Source organism: Tardiphaga sp. 20_F10_N6_6 (assembly GCF_052076045.1).
Lineage (GTDB): Bacteria > Pseudomonadota > Alphaproteobacteria > Rhizobiales > Xanthobacteraceae > Tardiphaga > Tardiphaga robiniae.
In genome coordinates this window covers 3,581,546-3,601,197 of the sequence record NZ_CP197239.1, presented here as the reverse complement: position 1 = coordinate 3,601,197, position 19,652 = coordinate 3,581,546, and the positions used below count along the sequence as shown (strand labels likewise).

General features: G+C 62.3%; 19 protein-coding genes. 5 read left to right on the top strand and 14 right to left on the bottom strand.

Annotated elements, in window-relative coordinates; genetic code table 11:
• Positions 1-5: 5 nt before the first annotated feature.
• The 5 genes from AB7813_RS17400 to AB7813_RS17380 all read right to left on the bottom strand — a co-directional run bounded on the left by AB7813_RS17400 (position 6) and on the right by AB7813_RS17380 (position 4,769).
• The gene (locus AB7813_RS17400; RefSeq protein WP_089267701.1) at positions 6-1,949 is read right to left on the bottom strand and encodes a PrkA family serine protein kinase; all 1,944 of its coding nucleotides are present in this window, start codon (positions 1,947-1,949) and stop codon (positions 6-8) included.
• Between the two features lie 352 nt (positions 1,950-2,301).
• Positions 2,302-2,760 carry a DUF1178 family protein gene (locus AB7813_RS17395; RefSeq protein ID WP_089267700.1) on the bottom strand — a complete coding sequence of 153 codons (459 nt, stop codon included), beginning with the start codon at positions 2,758-2,760 and terminating at the stop codon, positions 2,302-2,304.
• On the bottom strand, positions 2,757-3,656 hold the full coding sequence (locus tag AB7813_RS17390; protein WP_120287340.1) for a carbon-nitrogen hydrolase family protein: 900 nt from the start codon (positions 3,654-3,656) through the stop codon (positions 2,757-2,759). The genes AB7813_RS17395 and AB7813_RS17390 overlap by 4 nt, the downstream gene beginning before the upstream one ends.
• Entirely contained in the window at positions 3,653-3,928 is a 276-nt protein-coding gene (gene grxC / locus AB7813_RS17385; RefSeq protein WP_441228246.1) for a glutaredoxin 3, read from the bottom strand. The genes AB7813_RS17390 and grxC overlap by 4 nt, the downstream gene beginning before the upstream one ends.
• A 31-nt stretch (positions 3,929-3,959) precedes the next feature.
• The gene (locus tag AB7813_RS17380) at positions 3,960-4,769 is read right to left on the bottom strand and encodes a ComF family protein (protein WP_439089170.1); all 810 of its coding nucleotides are present in this window, start codon (positions 4,767-4,769) and stop codon (positions 3,960-3,962) included.
• Between the two features lie 77 nt (positions 4,770-4,846).
• Here AB7813_RS17380 and AB7813_RS17375 point away from each other — a divergent pair, with 77 nt between their 5' ends.
• Positions 4,847-5,695: a methyltransferase domain-containing protein gene (locus AB7813_RS17375; RefSeq protein WP_439083944.1), complete on the top strand. Its 849-nt coding sequence runs from the start codon at positions 4,847-4,849 to the stop codon at positions 5,693-5,695.
• On the opposite strand, the gene AB7813_RS17370 is transcribed toward AB7813_RS17375, so the two are convergent.
• The 4 genes from AB7813_RS17370 to AB7813_RS17355 form a co-directional block, all read right to left on the bottom strand.
• Complete coding sequence (locus AB7813_RS17370) at positions 5,692-6,090, bottom strand: (deoxy)nucleoside triphosphate pyrophosphohydrolase (protein WP_374725597.1); 399 nt, start codon at positions 6,088-6,090, stop codon at positions 5,692-5,694. The two genes, AB7813_RS17375 and AB7813_RS17370, sit on opposite strands and share 4 nt — an antisense overlap.
• A 15-nt stretch (positions 6,091-6,105) precedes the next feature.
• Positions 6,106-6,600 (bottom strand): hypothetical protein, encoded by a 495-nt coding sequence (locus tag AB7813_RS17365; RefSeq protein WP_089267695.1) that lies wholly within the window; start codon positions 6,598-6,600, stop codon positions 6,106-6,108.
• The gene (gene argJ, locus AB7813_RS17360) at positions 6,597-7,844 is read right to left on the bottom strand and encodes a bifunctional glutamate N-acetyltransferase/amino-acid acetyltransferase ArgJ (protein WP_439083945.1); all 1,248 of its coding nucleotides are present in this window, start codon (positions 7,842-7,844) and stop codon (positions 6,597-6,599) included. The genes AB7813_RS17365 and argJ overlap by 4 nt, the downstream gene beginning before the upstream one ends.
• 148 nt (positions 7,845-7,992) lie before the next feature.
• Positions 7,993-8,295 (bottom strand): hypothetical protein, encoded by a 303-nt coding sequence (locus AB7813_RS17355; protein ID WP_184512165.1) that lies wholly within the window; start codon positions 8,293-8,295, stop codon positions 7,993-7,995.
• A gap of 200 nt (positions 8,296-8,495) precedes the next feature.
• On the opposite strand from AB7813_RS17355, the gene AB7813_RS17350 reads away from it, so the two are divergent.
• On the top strand, positions 8,496-8,972 hold the full coding sequence (locus tag AB7813_RS17350; protein WP_089267692.1) for a hypothetical protein: 477 nt from the start codon (positions 8,496-8,498) through the stop codon (positions 8,970-8,972).
• A 1,126-nt stretch (positions 8,973-10,098) separates the two neighbouring features.
• Here AB7813_RS17350 and AB7813_RS17345 read toward each other — a convergent pair.
• The 5 genes from AB7813_RS17345 to AB7813_RS17325 all read right to left on the bottom strand — a co-directional run bounded on the left by AB7813_RS17345 (position 10,099) and on the right by AB7813_RS17325 (position 16,912).
• Positions 10,099-11,100 carry a Bug family tripartite tricarboxylate transporter substrate binding protein gene (locus tag AB7813_RS17345; RefSeq protein WP_439083946.1) on the bottom strand — a complete coding sequence of 334 codons (1,002 nt, stop codon included), beginning with the start codon at positions 11,098-11,100 and terminating at the stop codon, positions 10,099-10,101.
• Positions 11,101-11,380: 280 nt separating this feature from the next.
• Complete coding sequence (locus tag AB7813_RS17340) at positions 11,381-12,628, bottom strand: MFS transporter (RefSeq protein ID WP_439083947.1); 1,248 nt, start codon at positions 12,626-12,628, stop codon at positions 11,381-11,383.
• A gap of 197 nt (positions 12,629-12,825) precedes the next feature.
• Complete coding sequence (locus AB7813_RS17335; protein WP_068729346.1) at positions 12,826-13,797, bottom strand: TAXI family TRAP transporter solute-binding subunit; 972 nt, start codon at positions 13,795-13,797, stop codon at positions 12,826-12,828.
• 40 nt (positions 13,798-13,837) lie between these two features.
• Positions 13,838-14,809 carry a TAXI family TRAP transporter solute-binding subunit gene (locus AB7813_RS17330; protein WP_439065159.1) on the bottom strand — a complete coding sequence of 324 codons (972 nt, stop codon included), beginning with the start codon at positions 14,807-14,809 and terminating at the stop codon, positions 13,838-13,840.
• An 87-nt stretch (positions 14,810-14,896) separates the two neighbouring features.
• Positions 14,897-16,912: a TRAP transporter permease gene (locus AB7813_RS17325; RefSeq protein ID WP_093757458.1), complete on the bottom strand. Its 2,016-nt coding sequence runs from the start codon at positions 16,910-16,912 to the stop codon at positions 14,897-14,899.
• 206 nt (positions 16,913-17,118) lie between these two features.
• Here AB7813_RS17325 and AB7813_RS17320 point away from each other — a divergent pair, with 206 nt between their 5' ends.
• Genes AB7813_RS17320 through AB7813_RS17310 form a run of 3 tightly spaced genes read left to right on the top strand, consistent with a single transcriptional unit; the run spans position 17,119 to position 19,628 of the window.
• On the top strand, positions 17,119-18,060 hold the full coding sequence (locus AB7813_RS17320) for a TAXI family TRAP transporter solute-binding subunit (protein ID WP_439065158.1): 942 nt from the start codon (positions 17,119-17,121) through the stop codon (positions 18,058-18,060).
• A 29-nt stretch (positions 18,061-18,089) separates the two neighbouring features.
• Positions 18,090-19,091, top strand: a complete 1,002-nt coding sequence (locus tag AB7813_RS17315) for a tetratricopeptide repeat protein (protein WP_439065157.1) — start codon at positions 18,090-18,092, stop codon at positions 19,089-19,091.
• Positions 19,092-19,094: 3 nt separating this feature from the next.
• On the top strand, positions 19,095-19,628 hold the full coding sequence (locus AB7813_RS17310; RefSeq protein WP_439083948.1) for a tetratricopeptide repeat protein: 534 nt from the start codon (positions 19,095-19,097) through the stop codon (positions 19,626-19,628).
• The last annotated feature ends 24 nt before the right edge of the window (positions 19,629-19,652 follow it).

Below are 19,652 nucleotides of genomic sequence, written 5' to 3'. Positions count from 1 at the left end.
TTGCGTCAGCCGGCCTGTTTCACGCGCATATACCATTCGACGAGACGGCGAACCTGGCGCTCGGTGTAACCGCGAACGATCATCCGCGCGACGAAGTCGTCATGCTTTTTCTCGGTCTCGCCGTCCTTCTTCGATCCGAAGGAGATCACCGGAAGCAGATCTTCAACTTGAGAGAAGATGCGCTTTTCGATGACTTCCCTGATCTTCTCATAACTCGTCCAGGTCGGATTCTTTCCACCGTTCTGTGCTCGCGAGCGAAGCGAGAACTTCACGACTTCGTTGCGGAAGTCCTTGGGGTTGGCGATTCCGGCCGGTTTTTCGATCTTGCTCAGTTCCTGATTGAGCAATTCGCGATCGAGCAATTGTCCGGTGTCAGGATCCTTGAAGTCCTGATCCTCGATCCAGGCATCGGCATAGTCGACGTAACGATCGAACAGGTTCTGGCCGTAGTCCGAATAGGATTCCAGATAGGCTTTCTGGATTTCGTGACCGATGAACTCCGCATAACGCGGCACCAGCTCGGCCTTGATGAATTCGAGATAACGTTTTTCGACTTCATCAGGCATCTGCTCCCTGCGGATTGCCTGCTCCAGCGTATACATCAGGTGGACGGGATCCGCCCCAATCTCCGACGTGTCGTGATTGTAGGTTGCGGCCAGAACTTTGAACGCGAAGCGCGTCGAGGCACCGTCCATGCCTTCATCAACACCGGCTGCGTCCTTGTATTCCTGAACGCTGCGGGCCTTCGGATCCGACTCTTTCAGGCTTTCGCCGTCATAGACCCGCATCTTGGCGAAGGTGGTCGAGTTTTCGTGCTTGCGCAGCCGCGACATCACGGAGAAGCGTGCCAGGGTTTCCAACGTCGCCGGTGCGCAAGGTGCGGTGGCGAGTTCGGAGCCCTGAATGAGCTTCTCATAGATCTTCTGTTCTTCGGTGACGCGCAGGCAGTACGGCACCTTGATGACGCAGATACGATCGATGAAGGCTTCATTGTTCTTGTTGGCCTTGAAACTCTGCCACTCGGACTCGTTGGAGTGAGCGAGAATCACGCCGGTGAACGGGATGGCGCCGATGTTTTCGGTGCCGATATAGTTGCCTTCCTGCGTCGCCGTCAGAAGCGGATGCAGCATCTTGATTGGCGCCTTGAACATTTCGACGAATTCAAGCACGCCCTGATTGGCGCGGTTGAGGCCACCGGAATAGCTGTAGGCGTCGGGATCGTTCTGGGCGAAGATTTCGAGCTTGCGGATATCCACCTTGCCGACCAGCGAGGAGATGTCCTGGTTGTTCTCGTCACCGGGTTCGGTCTTGGCGATGGCGATCTGGCGCAATCGCGACGGCTGGATGCGGGCGACGCGGAATTGCGAGATGTCGCCGCCGAAAGCTTCGAGCCGCTTATAGCACCACGGACTCATGAGACCCGTAAGCCGCCGGCGCGGAATGCCGTATTTCTCTTCGATCATCGGGCCGAGCGTGTCGGGATCGAACAGGCTGAGCGGGCTTTCATAAACCGGAGAGAGTTCGTCGCCGGCTTTCAGCACATAGATGGGATGGACTTCCATCAAGGCCTTGAGGCGCTCGGCAAGCGATGATTTGCCGCCGCCGACCGGGCCGAGCAGATAGAGAATCTGCTTGCGCTCTTCGAGACCCTGCGCCGCGTGGCGGAAGAAGGCGACGATGCGTTCGATCGTATCTTCCATGCCGTGAAAGCCGGCAAAGGCTGGATAGCTACGGATGGTACGATTCAAAAAAATACGGCCAAGGCGTGGATCCTTGGCCGTGTCTATCATTTGAGGCTCGCCGATCGCCGCCAGTAGGCGTTCCGCCGCGTTCGCATATCGCATCGGGTCCCCTCTGCAGGATTCCAGATACTCGGACATCGACATGTCCGTCTCACTTCGGGCTTCGTAACTTCTAGCGAACGCATTGAACAGAGAATCGTTGTACATGATCCCTCTCTCCTTGCTGGTCGGCCGTCCTGTTGGTCGCGATGCTCCTAAGGTGGTAACGGAACGCGTCTTTCCGATCGCGACTCAACATCAGCACTATAGCCTTCAGGACACATCCAGGTCCGAAATCGCGCAATGCGATCTGAGTGCATCGCGCGACTCATATTCAGGCACTTGCTTATAAGTTAGGCGAGTTTTGCCATGTCTCAAGGGCTAACAAAGCGATTGTGCACGCCTGTGACTCGAACGCCACAAAGTTGCCGTATGTGGGAAGCTTTCGGAATCATGTACCGACGGCGCAGTTTGGATGAGTCGAAACGCGCACAAGATTGCTGGTGAGCGGAGGTTGCGCTCAGTTCCGATCGCTGGGCAGGACAGGCAGCGGAGTCACCTCGATACCTTCATCGATCAGCGACCGTGCTTCATCCGGCGTCGCTTCGCCGTAGATCGGACGATGTTCGATGTCGCCATAATGCATCTTGCGAGCTTCGGTCGGGAAGCTTTCACCGACATTGTCCGCGTTTTTGGTAACGTGATCGCGCAGTTCTTTCAGCTTGGCGCGCAGTTCGGCTTCCTGCGGAGCCATCATCAGCGGGGCTGTGGTTTCGGAACCGGCGTCAGGGGCGGGTGCCGGGCGATTCTTGCTCTTGCCCACGATACGCGGGGCCATAATGGCCTTTTCGACCTTCACCGATCCGCAATTCGGGCAATTCACCAGCTTGCGCTTCACCTGGGAGTCATAGGCGCCGGAACTCTGGAACCAGCTTTCGAAAGCATGGCCCTTCTCGCAGCGTAGGTCGTAACGGATCATGTCGCTTGCCGGACAAGGTGCAGATAGTCTGGGCCCGATTTGGGATCGCTGACGCTGAAACGGCGGCCGTGCTGCAGGGACGGCACGGTCTTGCGCGCTTCCGTCACCTTCGCAGGATCGATCTTGGCCAGAATGAAGCCCGGCTCGACGCCGGTCGCTTCGGCCAGAACCACGCCCCACGGGTCAATGATCAGCGAGTGACCATAGGTCGCACGCTTGTTCTCATGTACGCCGCCCTGCGCGGCCGCAAAGACGAAGCAGCCGGTCTCGATGGCGCGAGCGCGCAGCAGCGTGTGCCAATGGGCCTCGCCGGTCTTCTGGGTGAACGCCGAGGGCACGGTGAGGAAAGACGCGCCGCTTTCGGCCAATGCGCGGTACAGCGCCGGGAAGCGGACGTCGTAGCAGATGGTCAGACCGATGCGGCCCCAGGGGAGATCCGAGATGACGGCGGTCTCGCCCGGCTGATAATTCGCGGATTCGCGATAGCTCTCGCCGTTCGGCAGGTCGATGTCGAACATGTGGATCTTGTCGTAGCTCGCCAGGACATTGCCGTCCGGTCCGATCAGGAACGAGCGATTGGCGGCGCGTTCGGGGTTGGCCAGCACGGCCAGCGATCCGATATGCACGTAGATCTTCAGCTCCGCGGCGAGCGCGCGATAGGCCTTCAGCGAGAGGTCGTCTTCCTCCGGGCGCAGATGTTCGAACAGCGCCGTGCGATTGAGCTGCATCATGTTGCTCACTTCCGGCGTGAGCACATAGTCGGCGCCGGCGAGCGCGGCTTCGCGGATCAGATGCCGGCCCTGTTCGAGGCTCGGCTCCGGCAGCAGGCCGGTGCGCATCTGCACCATGGCGGCGGTGAAGGTCTGGGGCTCGGACGTCGGAGATGTCTGGCTCATGAGGTGGCCTTCTCGCCTGCGATCATGGCGTCAAATTTGCCTTCGCGGTCCAATGCATAGAGATCGTCACAGCCGCCGATCAGGGTGCCATCGATGAAGATCTGCGGGAAGGTGGCGCCGGGATAGGTGCGGTCGAACATTTCCTGGCGCAGCTTCGGATCGGTCGCGGTGTCGAAATGGGTAAATGAAGCTTTCTTGCGCCGGAGCAGCGAGATCGCGGCGCTGCAATAGCCGCAGCCGGGGCGGGTGTAGATTTCAATCGCGGCGGCCATCTGGTGCTCCGGTTCGCAGGGAAGTGTCTGATTATATGGGGACCTTGTGGGCCTCCACAACCCGCGCAAAGACCAGCACATCGACCTGGGCCGCCTTGGCGCGCAGCAGCGCCCGTGCGCAGGCGTCGGTCGTGGCACCCGAGGTCAGCACGTCGTCGACCAAAATGACGCGGCGCCCCTGGATTTCAGCCCGGCGTTCAGGCGGGACATTGAAGGCGCCCTGGACATTGCTGGCGCGCTCGGTGCGCGACAGGCCGATCTGGTGCTCGGTCGGGCGTATTCGCCGCAAGGCGTCGCGGGATATCGCAACGCCGCTCTGCCGGCCGATTGCCTGGGCCAGCGCCCCGGACTGGTTGAAGCGCCGACTGAAGCCGCGCCGCCAGTGCAGCGGCACCGGCACCAGAATATCGGCATCCGCGAGCAAATCCTTCCCCGCACGCGCCATCCAGCGACCCATGATTGGCGCGAGGTCTGTCCGGTCATGATATTTCAACTGATGCACCAGCGTGCGGGCGACATCGTCATAGCGCACGGCGGCGCGGGCGCGGTGATAGGCCGGCGGATCGGCAATCGCCTGCATCGACAGGATGCCCGGGCCGGGATCGTAGACGAAGGGGATGCCGAGCCGGCTGCAGAACGGCGGCGCGATGAAGGACAGCTTGCCCCAGCAAGCCGCGCAGACGCCTTCGCCGGCGACGGGTTCCCGGCAGGCGACGCAGAGCGTCGGCAGTGCGACGTCGAGCGCAAGACGGGCGGTTTGCGTCCATGCAGACCGGCAAAGCTTCAGCGCGCCGCGCAATTGCGCGGGGAGGGACCACGACACTGTCGCCTCGGCGTCCATAGGTTGAAGGCTAGAGCCCTCCTGCGCCGATCTCAAGCGCGATTGCCAGATCCCTGGTCTTCGGCGTACCAAGCCGCATGGCCCAGACCTCCAATACCGCACCTATTCTGTTCGACCGCGCTCTGTTGCGGGCGCGGCAGACGCGTGCGTTGCGACTGGGGGCCGAGAATTTCCTGCTGGATCGTGTCGTCGCCGACATGGACGAGCGATTGCAGGCGGTGTTGCGCCAGTTCGACAATGCCGCTGACGTCGCGACGCCGGGCAACCGTCTGCGCGATGGTGTGGCCGGGCGTGTCGGCCGTCTCACACATGCCGACGTGCCCGATGTCGAAAGCGATGGTCTCAATCTCGCACCGGCGTCGCTCGATCTCGTTATCTCCGGGCTCGGGCTGCACTTCGTTAACGATCTGCCAGGCGTGATGGCGCAGATCCGCCGCGCGCTGAAGCCTGACGGCTTGCTGCTGGCCGCAATGCTTGGCGGCGACACGCTGACCGAGCTGCGGCAGAGCTTCGCTGCGGCGGAAGCCGAACGCGAAGGCGGCATCTCGCCGCGCGTCGCACCAATGGCCGATCTGCGCGATGTCGGCGCGCTTCTGCAGCGGGCGGGATTTGCGCTGCCGGTGACCGATGTGGATCGCGTCGTGGTGCGCTACGACAGTGCCTTCGGTCTGATGCAGGATCTGCGCAGGATGGGCGCCACCAATGTGCTGGTCGAGCGCCGCCGGGCGCCGCTGCGCCGCGCGACGCTGCTGCGCATGGCGCAGATCTACAGCGAGCGCTTTGCCGATCCCGACGGCCGCATTCGCGCGACCTTCGACATCATCTGGCTGTCCGGCTGGGCGCCGCATGAGAGCCAGCAGAAGCCATTGAAGCCGGGCTCGGCGAAAGCAAGTCTCGCCGACGCGGTGAAGGGGCTGAAGCCCTAGAGCAGATCGATCAGATGCGGGATCAGCGGGATATCCGCGGCCGGCATCGGATAGTCGCGCAGCTTGTTGGGGCGTACCCAGGCGAGGTTCTGACCTTCCCTGGAGATCGCGAGGCCTTCCCAGCGCCGGCAGATATAGAGCGGCATCAACAGGTGAAAATCCTCATAGGCATGGCTGGCGAAGGTCAGGGGCGCGAGGCAGGCTTCCTTCACGGTGATCCCGAGTTCTTCATCGAGCTCGCGGATCAGCGCGGCTTCCGGCCGTTCGCCGGGCTCCAGCTTGCCGCCGGGAAATTCCCACAGGCCGGCCAGCGCCTTGCCTTCCGGCCGCTGCGCGATCAGCACGCGGCCGTCGGGGTCGATCAGGGCGCAGGCGACGACGAGAACCATTTTCATCGGATATATCTCACTTCAAGAGACTAGCGCCGCGCAGCTTGGAATCTCGCCCGGAGGCTGGCGCGTGAACGTCGGGTCATTGTCCTTGCGCGCAATGCCTGCAGCGGGCTTGATGCGGATATCGACAATCAATGGCTTCGTACCGCGCGGAAATCTCAGCGTATAGCCGAGCGTATCCGTGCCGTCGAACCCCGGGCGGGACCGATACACAACCTCGACGCCTTCGATTTCCATCGGCATGCAGTGCTTGGCGCCACCGAACAACACATTGCTTGGTTTGACCAGGCCGCTGCGCAGGCAGACGAAACCATGAGCGGGTGCGGTGTCGAGCTGAACCTGCGGAATGCCGACGCTCTTGCAGGCATTGTTCCAGCGTGCGCCAATGCCGATGCCCACTTCCTTGTTGCTCTCGGTCGCGCGTCGCATGCGCCCGACCGGCAGGTCCTTGGCCAAGGCCTCCGTCGAAAAGACGATCGCCGCCAGACCGATGCCCGCGGCGATCCTCTTCACGACCGATAATCGCCGTTGATGGCGATATATTCCTTGGTGAGGTCGCAGGTCAGCACGCGGTCGCGCGCTTTGCCGAGGCCGAGCGCCACCTTGATCTGGATTTTCTGCTCTTTCATCATCTTCGAGACCTCGGCCTCGTTATAGGACGGGTCGCGCGCGCCTGACTTGGCGACGCGGATGCCGTTGAACGAGATCGACAGCTTGTCGCGATTGGCCGGCTGGCCGGCCTTGCCGACGGCCATCACCACGCGTCCCCAATTGGCGTCTTCACCGGCAACGGCAGTCTTCACCAGCGGCGAATTGGCGATCGACATGGCGATCTTGCGGGCCGAGGCCTTGGTGGTTGCGCCTTCAACGATGATTTCGATCAGCTTGCGGGCGCCTTCGCCGTCACGGGCGACCTGTTCGGCGAGGTCGGCGAGCAGCGTCTGCAGCGCCTTCACGAATGGCTTTAGCCTGACGTCGCTGGCCTTGGTGATCTTCGGTGCGCCCTGGGCCGCCGCGGCACCGGTGGCGAACATCATCAGGGTGTCGGAGGTCGAAGTGTCGCCATCGACCGTCACGGCATTGAACGTGTCATCGACGCCCGCCTTGAGCAGCGCCTGCAAGGCCGGCGCGCTGATCGGCGCGTCGGTGAAGACGAAGGACAGCATGGTCGCCATGTCCGGTGCGATCATGCCCGAGCCCTTGGCGATGCCGTTGATGGTGACTTTGGCCTTGCCGAGTTTCACGGTGGCCGTCGCGACCTTCGGGAAGGTGTCGGTGGTCATGATCGCCTTGGCGGCGTCCATCCAGCCCTCGGGCGTCGCGCTATCGGCCAGCGTGGCGAGAACGCCGTCGAACTTGGTGGCGTCGAGCGGCTCGCCGATCACGCCGGTCGAGGCGAGGAAGATCTCGTTCGGCTTGCAGCCGACGGCCTTGGACGCGATGTCGCCGGTCAGCTTGGTCGATGCCTTGCCGGTCTTGCCGGTGAAGGCATTGGCATTGCCGGAATTGACCACGAGCGCCTGCGCCTTGCCGCCCTTCAGCACGGCGCGGCACCATTCCACCGGAGCGGACGGACACTTCGACGTGGTGAAGACGCCGGCGGCCGTCGTGCCCTTGTCCATCACCGCGAGCAGCACATCGGTGCGGCCGGTATAGCGGATGCCGGCAGCGGCCGTGGCGAGGCGCACTCCTGCAATCGCGGGCAGTTCGGGAACAGCGGTCGGGGCGAGGGGGGAGACGGGCAGCGACTTGGCCATGAGTGCTTTCAGCTTTCGTAAAAAGATGAAGCGCTCTGTATCACCTCTGCCACCGTGGTGGGAGAGGGCTTCATGGCGAAGGGAGCAATGTCATGTCTCCGTCATGCGGCACCCGTCCGGTTGCGCATGATCCTGTCCGAAACCGGGACTAGCCCGGGCCGAACTTGAACTTCCCATCATCTTCGAGGAACGGACCGCTGCGCATATAGAGCTGGCCGTTCTCGCCGATAAAGAAGAGTGTGTTCTTCGGCACTTTCTTGGCGCCCTTCAGCAGGAATTTGGCATTGTTGGTGCCCATCTTGTACGCGAAGGTCTTGCCTGACGCGTCGTAGCCATAGCCCATGTCGGGCGAGAGCACCCAGGGCGTCGGCGCCTGAGCCAGAGCAGGGCCGGCAAGGGCCGATGTCATCAGTGCGGCGGCGCACAGCATCGTAAAGGCTCGAGCGGTCATCCCAAATTCTCCGAAACGTGTTTTTGAAAGTACATCGCGGCTGCGCGGTGGTCTTGAACAAATCACGAACGGTGACAGCCCGTCAATACGACATGCGGTCGCGACAGAGTTTGTTATTTCGCAAGCGCGGTCTGGCGACTATCTTTCGCTTTCGGGCTAAGCCGGTCCACGATGAATGCGGCGATGGGGATGATTCGACAATGCGAGCGATCGTGAAAAGTCTTTTGGTTGTTGGCGCGGTGGTATTGGCGCCCGGTCTTGCTGCGGCGGATGATTTCAAGCTCAGCAACAACCAGCGCATCTCCTGCGGACGTGGGCTTGCCGCAGGCAAGCTGAGTACGGCGACCTGCCGCTCTTATGCCTATCTGTTCAATGCGAAGACCTCGGAATATTTCCGGTGCTCGGTGTCGCTATCGATGACGCGTGATGCCAAGGAAGTCATCAACGTCCAGAGCGACGGCGCCTGCGTGAAGAAGCCGCGCGTGTTCGACACCGACTCCAGCTATTCCTTCGATGCCACGGAGACCGAGCCGCCGAACACCAATTCGTTCTTCGGCAATGGTGGTTTTGCCATGTGGGTCAGCGACAACACCCAGCAGAAAATTCGTGGCTGTGTCACGATTCCCTCGGGGCTGGGCTCGGACGTGTCGCGCTGCATCGATATGAAGTTCGAGTAGACGGTCTTCCTTTTCCCTCCCCCTTGCGGGGAGGGTGGCCGGCCGCTTGGCCGGTCGGGTGGGGGTGCCACAAGCGGCGCTCTCACGTGGGGCACCCCCACCCCGGCCTCTACTTCGTCGATGCTACGCATCGCCTCGTTCGGCCGACCCTCCCCGCAAGGGGGAGGGATCCTACAAACGCCTATGCGCTATCGCTGATTCAACTGTCCAACAGCCACTGCTCTTCAGACATGCGTCATCGCCCCCATTGTTTGCGGCGCGGGGGCGCCGTCGTCTCTTGCATTCCCTGCCCCCTGTAAGAGGGCGTGCGGAACGCCGGGTGCCCGTTGCACCCTTGGGCCTGATGCGAATGCGGTCTTCCGCAGGTTAGTGTGCATCAGGACTTTCGGAGGCGCCGAGCGATTGCCCGGCGTTCCGCATGCGGTGTTTTTTCGGTTGCTTGCACATCTGCCATGGCGAACGGTCCCATCACCAAAATTAATGTCCCAGGGCGGAGGGACAGGGTAGCCGCAAAGCACTTGGCCGAACGTGTTTCGATTTGGTCGTCCGTCACACTGTCCAGGGATCTTTCCATCCGAAGGTCGGCCGTCTCCTTGCCAGTGGCAGTGCTGGCGCAGATCCGTCCTGCCCGAAGACAGACGTTCCCCCATGAACCGCGTGACGCCGCATCTCCGGCGTCCACCGCATCCCACCCCGCGAACGTGACGATCGCGATCGCCCCTCTCGGTGGGGCAGGACGAAGGGGAATATAAACCTGATTGGGATGGTGTCAACGGGAGATAGGAAAAAATGTTTGGGTGCGTTCCCTCCACTGTCATTCCGGGGCGCGCCCTTGCGTGAGCCCGGAATTCATACCCACGATCGAGCTTATGGATTCCGGGCCTGCGCCCCAGCCGGCTGCGCCGGCGCATCCCGGAATGACAATTGAGGACTCTGCGCGTCCGGGCTTACGCACGCCCTCAGGCAAACCAATTGGTTTGCCGGGGAATGACGAGTGTGGAATAGGCGCCAACCGCACTCCCAAAACAAAAGGGCACACGCGGATGCGCATGCCCTTCGATCTATTCACGCTTAACGAAGCAAGACAGGCAGGCGCGTCTAACGCCCTGCCAACCCCGCGCTGCCCTTACTCCGGCTTGATGCCGGCGAACTGGGCGACCTTGCCCCACTTCTCGATTTCGGACTGCACATAGGCATCCATATCGGCCGGCGAACCGCCGGTCGGATCGGCGCCGAGCTTGATCAGGCGGGCAGTGCCGTCGGCCGACTTGATGAACTTGTCGGTCGAGGCGTTGAGCTTGGCGATGATCTCCTTCGGCGTCTTCGCCGGGGCTGCGATGGTGAACCAGGAGGCGGCGTCGTAGCCGTCCACGCCGGCTTCCGCGATGGTCGGAATGTCCTTCATCGGCTCCCAGCGCTTGCTGGTGGAGACGGCGAGTGCGCGGATCTGGTTGCTCTCCGCGAAAGGCTGCGCGGCGGGCAGGTTGTCGATCATCACATGGACGCGGCCGCCGATCAGGTCGGTGAGCGCGGGGGCGCTGCCCTTGTAGGGCACGTGGGTCAGCTTCACGCCGGTCATCGACTTGAACAGTTCGGTTGACAGATGCGCGGTCGAACCGAGGCCCGGCGTGCCGTAGAAATATTCGTCCGGCTTGGCCTTGGCGAGTTCGATGAACTCCTTGACGCTCTTGGCAGGCAGCGAATTGGTCACCGAGAACAGGTTCGGCACCTTGGCGATCACGATCACCGAGGCCAGATCCTTCACCGGATCATAGGTCATGTTCTTGAACACGAACTTGTTGATGGCGTGGGTGCCGGGCGTGCCGACCAGGAAGGTGTAGCCGTCGCCTTCGGCCTTGGCGACGAAATCAGCGGCGATGTTGCCACCGGCGCCGGCCTTGTTCTCGACGATGAACTGCTGGCCCATCTCTTCGGACATCTTCTGCGCGACGACGCGCGCCAGAATGTCGGTGGTGCCGCCGGCCGCGAACGGAACGATGAACTTCACCGGCTTGGTGGGCCACTCTGCGGCGCTGGCGCGGCGCGACAGGATCGGCAGGGTGCCGAGGGCAGCCGCGCCGCCGAGGATCACGGAGCGGCGGGACGGGAAGCGGATCGATGATGACATCTCGAAGAGTCCTTTTGCATGTCGGACAGGCCGCGCGGCTGCGACGCGCGATCTGATTATGGGTGTTTAAGACAATGACGGGAGGCCGGGATCAAGTGGGAACCGGCACGGCTGGTACAACGAACCCGAAGACGGTCCGCTCCTGCGACTCATCTGCGCAACCGGCAGGTCCTTTCAGCTTCTCCCGATCAGGCGTTTCCATGGACAACATGCATGGGAACGTACTGGGGGGATGGTACTATGCTGCACTGCGAGTTACTACCGCAATGCAATACCATCCTTAAGCATTTGGTAATAACGGCTGATGACGTGCGTCGGAAGGTCGCGTTTCCGGCATGGCGACGATGAACAGGATGAGGCCGATCCCCGCCAAAGCGGCCAGCGCCAGGAATGCCGCGCTGTAGCCCGCCTTCACGACGATCATGCCGGCAATGGCCGTGCTGAGAGCGCCCCCTAGTCCCGCGGCGGTGGCGATCGCGCCCTGGCTGATATTGAAGTGGCCGGTGCCGTAAGTGAGGTCGGCGACGACAAGCGGGAAGATCGCGCCGAAGATTCCGGCGCCGATGCCGTCGAGGGTCTGCACGCCGACCAGCCAATAAGGATTATCAGAGAGCGGATACAGCGTGCCGCGCAGCGCCAGCACAGCGAGTGCGCAGGCGAAGATCGGTTTGCGGCCCCAGACATCGGCCTTGCGGCCGACCAGCATGGCGACCGGCACCATCACCACTTGCGCCGCGACGATGCAGACCGACATCAGCGTGGTGCCAAGCTCGTTGTTCACCAGTGCGAGTTTCTGGCCGACCAGCGGCAGCATCGCCGCATTGGAGAAATGAAACAGCACGGTGGCGGCGGCAAATATCAGGAGCGGCTTGCAGGTCAGCAGGACCTGAAAGCCGGATGGCCGGTCGGCGGCATCGTGATCGTGCGTTTCGTCGAGATCGCCGAGGCCGCGGGCCATCTGATGATCGATGGCATTAGCGGGGATCGCCAGCGTCGCGGGGATGCTCGCCACAGCCATCGCGGCCATCAGCCAGAACACGACGATTGGCCCGAAGGCATAGGCGAAGATGCCGGCCAATGTCGCTGCGGTCGCATTGCCGGCATGGTTGAACGCCTCGTTACGGCCGATCCGGCGCGCAAAGGCTCTGGGGCCGACAATGCCGAGTGTGATCGCCGCCAGTGCCGGCGCGAAAACGGCCGCGGCGACACCGGTCAGCGCCTGCGTCGTCGCGACGAACAGGAAGCCGGGATAGAGCGGCAGCACGATCGAGCCGAGTGTGACGATGACGGCGGCAAAAATGACGATGGCGCGCTTGGCCGCGGTCTTGTCAATCAGGGCGCCGGCAGGGGTCTGCGCGACGATTCCGGCGAGGGCGGCGACCGACATCACGATGCCGATGGACGCTTCATCCCATTTCTGGACCGTCAGCAGATAGATCGCCAGATAAGGCCCGAGCCCATCGCGGACATCGGCGAGAAAGAAGTTCAGTGCGTCGAGCGGATGTTTGATCCTGTTGGCGTCGTGCACGCGTGGTCCTCACGGCACGGCAGTGCCCGGCAGGCAACGGCGCGAAGGCACGCCGGTTCCGCGGTATTCGGCGTGGCCGCCGTCGTCTCCGCCTAGGCGGGGATGACAAAGGGGAGGTCCGCGATCAACCACTTAAAAACAAAGGCCGCGAGGCTTTCGCATCGCGGCCTTAAGTCTGGTCTTGTGGCGGGCTGGTCTTACTTCCCGATGCCCTTTTCCTTGAAGTACTTCAACGCGCCGGGATGGAACGGCACCGGGGAGCGCTCCTGCACCTGGTTGTCGAGCGAGAAGCTCTCGGCCTCCTTGTGCACGGCAACGATGTCGGCCTTCTTCTCCACCAGCGTCTTGACGATGTTGTAGGCGTCGTCGTCGCTCATCTTGTTGCCGGTGACGATGATGTTCCAGACTTCGGTATTGGCGTTGTCTTTGTCCATGCCGGGATAGATGCTCTTGCTGATAGTCGAAGGCGAATACAGCTTGCCGTATTTCTCGTTCATCTTGGCGGCGAGGTCGGCGTGGTCGACGAACTTGATCTTCATGCCGGGTGTGGCGGCGAGATCGGTGACGGCGGCGGTGGGAACGCCGCCGACCCAGAAGAACGCATCGATCTTGCGGTCCTTGATGGCGTTAACGCTTTCGGCGACGCCGAGACGCTCGCGCTTCATGTCCTTGTCCTTGTCGAGACCGGCGGCCTCGATGACGCGGAACGCCATCACTTCGGTGGCGCCCCCCGGCGAGCCTGTGGAGACGCGCTTGCCCTTGAGATCCGACATCTTCTCGATGCCGGCGCCTTCGATGGTCACGATATGCATGCGGTTCGGATAGACCACGAGCAAGGTCTGCAGCGGGACCTTGCCGCTCTTGAATTTGTCCTGGCCGTTCAGTGCGTCGAGCGCGGCGTCGGCCATGCTGAAGCCGAGTTCACTCTGGCCCGAGGCGATTAGCTTGAGGTTATCGACCGACCCGCCGGTGACTTCCGCTGTGGCCTGGGTGTTCGGCAGCGCCTTCGACAGCACATTGGCGATGGCGCCGCCGAGCGGATAGTACACGCCGCCAGTGCCGCCGGTGCCGATCGCCATGGTCTTTTGCTGCGCGATGGCCGCGCCTGCAAGGCCGGCAGTGGCGACCAGCGCCACGGCAATCGATGTCTTTCTGAAACGCTTGAACATGGTTGTCCTCTCCTCCGGTTTTCCTGTGATGTCGCGGTGACTATTTCACCGCGCCGACTTCCTTGAGATATTTCAGCGTGCCGGGGTGGTAGGGCGCCGGCGATTGCGCGGGTGTCTGCGTGGCGAGATTGATGTTCTCGGCCTCCTTATGGACGGCGACGAGATCGGCCTTGTTCTCGAAGATCGTCTTCGTGATCGCATAGGCCGTGTCGTCCGACATTTTGTCGGTGGCCATGATCTGGTTCCAGGCGGCGAAGCCACGGCTGTCGGTGGTCTGGCCCGGATAGCTGCCGGCCTTGATCACGCTGGGTGCGAAGATCTGGCCATATTTCTTCACGATCGGCTCTAACAGGTAGTCGATATCGATCAGCTTGATGGTGACGCCGGGCGTTGCGGCAAGGTCGACGACGGCGGCGGTCGGCACGCCGCCGCCCCAGAAGAAGGCGTCAATCTTGCGATCCTTGAGCGCAGACGCGGATTCCGCCACCGACAGACGTTCGCGCTTGACGTCCTTGTCCTTGTCGAGGCCCGCGGCTTCGAGCAGGCGGAAGGTCTGCGCCTCGGTGGCGCTGCCCGGCGCGCCGCCGGAAATGCGCTTGCCTTTAAGATCGGCGAATTTCTCGATGCCGGTGCCGGCGATGGTCACCACATGCACCGGGCTGGAATAGACGGCGACGATGGTGCGCAGCGGAACGGGCTTCTTGAACTTGTTCTCGCCCTTCACGGCATCGGACGCGACGTCGCCGGTCATGAAACCGAGATCGGCCTGACCGGTTTCCAGCAGCTTGATATTGTCGACGCTGCCGCCGGTGACTTCGCCGGTGGCCTGGGTATGCGGCAGTTTCTTCGACAGCAGGTTCGCGAGACCGCCGCCGAGCGGATAGAAGATGCCGCCGGTCCCACCGGTCGCAATGGCGATGGTCTTGTCTTCCGCAGAAGCGCCGGTCGCCGCGCAGGCGATGCCGAGCAGTGCAAGGCTGAACGCCCTGTGTCTGAAAGCTGTCCATCTCATCGCGTCACTCCCTGAAGTCGGCGGCGCCGCTTATCTGCGGCGTCCGCTGTCATGCGATAACTTGACGTTATTCGTTTCTGTCGTTGGTCATGCCGGCGCCGGTTGCGTCCTCGTCCTTGCCTGCCAGAGCAGCACGCCGAGGCCGATGATGAGGCCAGGCACGAATGTGTAGCTGATGTCGCGACCGATGATCGATTCGATGATCGCCTCGATCAGGCTCGGGAACACCAGCAGCAATCCCGATAGCAGAAGCAGGCCGCGCTCGATCGGTGTATTTTGTCGCAGTGCCCAGTTCTGCGCGACGGCGGCGAGTGCCAGCAGTCCCAGCGTGGTCTTGAAGGTGATCTCGACGATGTCCACCCACGAGCCGCCCTTCGGAATGTTCAGCAGCAGGCCGACGCCCTGCGGGTCGCAGACGAAGACGAATGGCACCAGGAAGGCCGGCAGCGTGTATTTCCACGATTGCAGCGTGGTCTTGTAGGGATCGCCGCCGGTGATGGCCGCCGCCGCGAAGGGCGACAGCGCGGTGGGTGGCGAGACTTCCGACAGCACCGCGTAATAGAAGATGAACATGTGGGCGGCGTAATCGGGCACGCCGAGCTTGATCAGCGCAGGTGCTGCGATCACCGCGCAGATGATGTAGGACGCGGTCACGGGCACGGCGAGGCCGATGATCCAGACGATCAGCGCCGTATAGATCGCCGTCAGCAGCAGGCTGCCGCCCGCATAGGAAATCACGATCGACGAGAATTTCAGGCCGAGGCCGGTGAGCGTGACGACGCCGACCACGATGCCGGCGCAGGCGCAGGTCGTCGCAGCATTGAGCGCGCCGATCGAGCCATCGGCCAGCGCCTTCACCAGTTTCTTCGGCACCAGCGCGGTATCCTTGCGCAGGAAACTGAGCACGAAGGTGACGAGCGTGGCGTAGAACACCGACAGTGACGGCGAGTAGCCGATGATCATGAAGACGACGACGGCGAGCAGAGAGATGAAGTGGAACCCGTAACGCTTCATCATCACGCCGAGGCTGAGCTCAGGCCTGACATTGACATTGTGGGCGCCGAACCGCTTCGCGTCGATCTCCACCATGATCAGCAGCGACAGGTAGTAGAGACAGGTCGGGATGGTCGCCATCCAGATCACGTCGAGATAGCTGATCTTGAGGAATTCGGCGATCAGGAACGCGGCGGCGCCGAGCACCGGCGGCGACAGGATCGCGCCGAGCCCACCCGCGGCCAGCAAGCCGCCGGCAGCGTTCTTCTCGAAACCGGCCTTGGCCAGCATCGGGGCGGCGACGGTGCCGATCATCACCGTGGTAGCGACGCCGGAGCCGGAAGGCCCGCCGAGCAGGAACGAGGACAGCACCACGGTGCGGCCAGCGGCGTTCGACTTGTTCCCCATCAATGATAGCGAGAAATCGATGAAGAATTTGCCGGCGCCGGACATCGACAGGAAGGCGCCATAGATCGTGAACAATATGATCAGCGTGGCTGACACGTCCACCGCGACGCCGAAGATGCCCTCCAGGGTGATGAAGAGATGGCCGACGAGACGCGGCAGGTCATAGCCGCGATGGGTCCATGGCGCCGGCAGATGCGGACCGAGCATCGCATAGGCAATGAAGAAAACGGACACGACCGGCATGATCAGGCCCGTGGTACGGCGCGTCGCTTCCAGCAGCAGCACGATGAAGACGATACCGACGATGACGTCCATATGATCCGGCAGTGTGGCGCGGTCGGTGAAATCGTCGCCGCCCCACAGTGCATAGGCAATGGTGCCGATGGCGACGATGCCCGGCACGATGTCCCACCAGCGCACGCGATTGCGGAAGCGCGCTGCGACGGGGAATAGCAGGAAGCTGAGGATCAGCGTGAAGGCGACGTGGACATAGCGCAACTCCTGCGTCGGCACGATCGCGTAGGCGGCATAGAGATGAAACAGGCTCATCACCACGGCGATGCCGGTGGAGATCGTTCCGGCCCAGCCCAACAGGCGATTTGTTGCGCCTTCATCGGCTTCGATGAAGGCTTCAGCCTTTGCCAAAGCCTCGTCGGAGATGGCAACGGTGTCATCGCTCGTGTTTGATTTCTGGTCAGCCATGTTTCATCCCCCGGGATATTTCCCGCAGCCGGCTTTGCCGGCCTTATTATTCTGAGTGCGGCGCATTCATGCCGTTTTACCCGGCTGGCGCAAGGGCTTACCGGTGAAACTTTCGTCGCGGCAACGGCGTTCGCTATTGCGACGCCGTTGACCGCATGAGGGCTGCGGTTCACCTTCGCGGCCTGAACGACAGGAATAAAATGAGTATGAGGAAGCGTCTGATAGCGGCCATGACGACTGTAGTCGTCATGTGCAGCGCAGCGGCACGCGCCGAGCCGTCGATTACGCTGCTGACTGGCAATACGTCCGGCATCTATTTTCCGCTCGGCGTCTCGATTGCGATGATCTATGCGGATATTCCCGGCGCGAAAGTTCAGGTGCAGACAACCGACGGTTCGGTCGAGAATCTCTCGCGGCTGCAGCAAGGCACCGGGCAAGTGGGTTTTGCGCTCGGCGACGCCCTGAAGGACGCCTGGGCCGGCAATGCCACGGCGGGCTTCGACGGCAAGCAGGACCGGTTGCGGGTGATCGGCGCGCTCTATCCGAATTACATCCAGATCGTTGCCACCAAGGAGAGCGGCATCAGGACGCTGAGCGATCTCAAGGGCAGGAGCCTCTCGGTCGGCGAGCGGAGGTCGGGCACCGAGTTGAACGCCCGCGCCATTCTGGGCGCTGCGGGGCTGCGCTACGAGAATCTCGGCGAGATCAGGTATTTCTCCTTTGCTGAATCCACCACCATGATGATCGAGAAGAAGCTCGATGCTACGCTGCAGTCTGCGGGTCTCGGCGTGACATCGATCAAGGAACTCAGCGAGGCCACGGATATCGTCATCGTGCCGGTGCCGCCCGCGATGGTCAGAAAGATCGGCGCGCCGTTCAAGCCGGACACCATTCCGGCCAGGACGTATATCAGCCAGGACAAACCCGTGCGGACCGCATCGGTCATGAATTATCTGGTCACGAGCAGCGCGGTGTCCGACGACCTCGTCTATCAGATGACCAAGCGCCTGTTCGGCGGCCTCGACGAACTCGCCATTGCCCACCGCGCTGGCCACGAGATCCGGCTGGCGACCGCCGTGAGCAAAAGCCCGGTGCCGCTGCATCCCGGCGCGTTGCGCTACTATCGGGAGCGGGGGCTGATCAGGTAGAGTGGTCCGGCTGGCTTGCTGGGGCTTTCATGGGTCATTCGTTTCGGACGTTGGTTCTGTGCGCCGCTCTCGCGGCAGCATCGCTGCCCCATGCGGCCGTCCGGGCGCAGGGCGCGGCCGAGGCCGCTGCCACCTGCGCGAATGACGACACCTTGCCGCCTGAGCAGATGCTTGGCATCTGCGGCCTGGTGATCGGCTCGACGGCGGCATCGCCGGACCGCGTTCATGCCCTGATCGTGCGTGCCGGGCTGCAACTCAGGCTGGAACAGGTCGACCTCGCCGTTGCGGATGGCGATCTGGCGGTTCAGCTCGATCCCCTCTCGGCTGCAGCGCTCGAAGCCCGCGGCAAGGCGCTTGCGGCCGGCAAGAAGTTTGACCGTGCGCTTGATGACTTCGACCGCGCGATTAGGCTGCGGCCGAACGAGGCCCAATTATTTGCGAGCCGCGCCGCGACCTTCGCATCGATGCACGAAAATCGATTGGCCGTTCGCGATTACACCGAGGCAGTCCGCCTCGATCCCAATCGGGTGCAAAGCCTCGTTGAGCGGGCCGCCGCCTATGCCAAGGTCAAGCGCTTCGATCTGGTGATCGACGACCAGAGCGACATCATTCGCCTGGAGCCGAGTGCGGAACATTACGATGCGCGCGGTCAGTCCTATGCGCGCAACAATGCCTATGGCCGCGCGATTGCGGATTTCGACGCGGCGATCCGGCTGGAGCCGAAGGCGAGCTACTTCGTGAATCGCGGAAACTCCTTCAGTCTCAGCGGCGCGTATGACCGTGCTATCACCGACTACACGACGGCGCTGCAGCTTCAGCCGGAGCTGGCGATGGCCTACAACAATCGCGGCGTCGCCTGGCGCGACAAGGGCGACCCTGCGCGCGCTCTGGCTGATTTCGACGCAGCCGTTCAGATCGATTCAACGCTGGATATCGCTTTGCGACATCGCAAGCAGCTTGAGAAATATCGGGTGGCGGCGCGCAGGCCGGCGATCGGATTGCATCCATCCGCCGATGCGAGCACGCGATAGACAATGACTTTTCGCAATTCATATGTTGGCAGCGTGCCGCGCGTCATCGGCGTCCTGCTCGTATTATGTTGCGTGGCTCCCGACAGGGCATGGCCGGCGGTCAACGAACCCGCAGCCACCGCGCCCGTCGATTCCGCGTTGTGCGTGGCAGCTGTTGCGTTAGGTGATGACGAGAAGATTCTCGCAGTTTGCAGCACGCTGATCAACAACGAAAAGACCGAGCGGGCCGACCGGCTGAAAGCGTTGATTGCGCGCGCCGGCGTCTACACCCGCAAGGATGAGACCGATCGTGCCATCGCCGATTACGATGCGGCGCTGCGGCTCGATCCGACGCAGGCCGTTCTGTTCAATGCGCGCGGCGAACTCTGGCGCAAGAAAGGTGATCGGCCGCGCGCCGTCCGCGATTTTGGCGCTGCGATCAAGCTCGATCCGCAATTCGAGGTGGCGCGTGCCAACTACAAGGCGCTGGCGCAGGAGATCGAGCGGATCGGCGTGGAGATGTCGGTCAAGCCACAACCAAAGGCACCCTTGAAATAGCCTGTCATCCCGTGACAATGACGA

Bases quoted from the DNA above. Each gene is read 5' to 3' on its own strand.
- AB7813_RS17400 (WP_089267701.1), bottom strand. From the start codon at position 1,949: ATGTACAACGATTCTCTGTTCAATGCGTTCGCTAGAAGTTACGAAGCC.
- AB7813_RS17395 (WP_089267700.1), bottom strand. From the start codon at position 2,760: ATGATCCGTTACGACCTACGCTGCGAGAAGGGCCATGCTTTCGAAAGC.
- AB7813_RS17390 (WP_120287340.1), bottom strand. From the start codon at position 3,656: ATGAGCCAGACATCTCCGACGTCCGAGCCCCAGACCTTCACCGCCGCC.
- grxC (WP_441228246.1), bottom strand. From the start codon at position 3,928: ATGGCCGCCGCGATTGAAATCTACACCCGCCCCGGCTGCGGCTATTGC.
- AB7813_RS17380 (WP_439089170.1), bottom strand. From the start codon at position 4,769: ATGGACGCCGAGGCGACAGTGTCGTGGTCCCTCCCCGCGCAATTGCGC.
- AB7813_RS17375 (WP_439083944.1), top strand. From the start codon at position 4,847: ATGGCCCAGACCTCCAATACCGCACCTATTCTGTTCGACCGCGCTCTG.
- AB7813_RS17370 (WP_374725597.1), bottom strand. From the start codon at position 6,090: ATGAAAATGGTTCTCGTCGTCGCCTGCGCCCTGATCGACCCCGACGGC.
- argJ (WP_439083945.1), bottom strand. From the start codon at position 7,844: ATGGCCAAGTCGCTGCCCGTCTCCCCCCTCGCCCCGACCGCTGTTCCC.
- AB7813_RS17355 (WP_184512165.1), bottom strand. From the start codon at position 8,295: ATGACCGCTCGAGCCTTTACGATGCTGTGCGCCGCCGCACTGATGACA.
- AB7813_RS17350 (WP_089267692.1), top strand. From the start codon at position 8,496: ATGCGAGCGATCGTGAAAAGTCTTTTGGTTGTTGGCGCGGTGGTATTG.
- AB7813_RS17345 (WP_439083946.1), bottom strand. From the start codon at position 11,100: ATGTCATCATCGATCCGCTTCCCGTCCCGCCGCTCCGTGATCCTCGGC.
- AB7813_RS17335 (WP_068729346.1), bottom strand. From the start codon at position 13,797: ATGTTCAAGCGTTTCAGAAAGACATCGATTGCCGTGGCGCTGGTCGCC.
- AB7813_RS17330 (WP_439065159.1), bottom strand. From the start codon at position 14,809: ATGAGATGGACAGCTTTCAGACACAGGGCGTTCAGCCTTGCACTGCTC.
- AB7813_RS17325 (WP_093757458.1), bottom strand. From the start codon at position 16,912: ATGGCTGACCAGAAATCAAACACGAGCGATGACACCGTTGCCATCTCC.
- AB7813_RS17320 (WP_439065158.1), top strand. From the start codon at position 17,119: ATGAGGAAGCGTCTGATAGCGGCCATGACGACTGTAGTCGTCATGTGC.
- AB7813_RS17315 (WP_439065157.1), top strand. From the start codon at position 18,090: ATGGGTCATTCGTTTCGGACGTTGGTTCTGTGCGCCGCTCTCGCGGCA.
- AB7813_RS17310 (WP_439083948.1), top strand. From the start codon at position 19,095: ATGACTTTTCGCAATTCATATGTTGGCAGCGTGCCGCGCGTCATCGGC.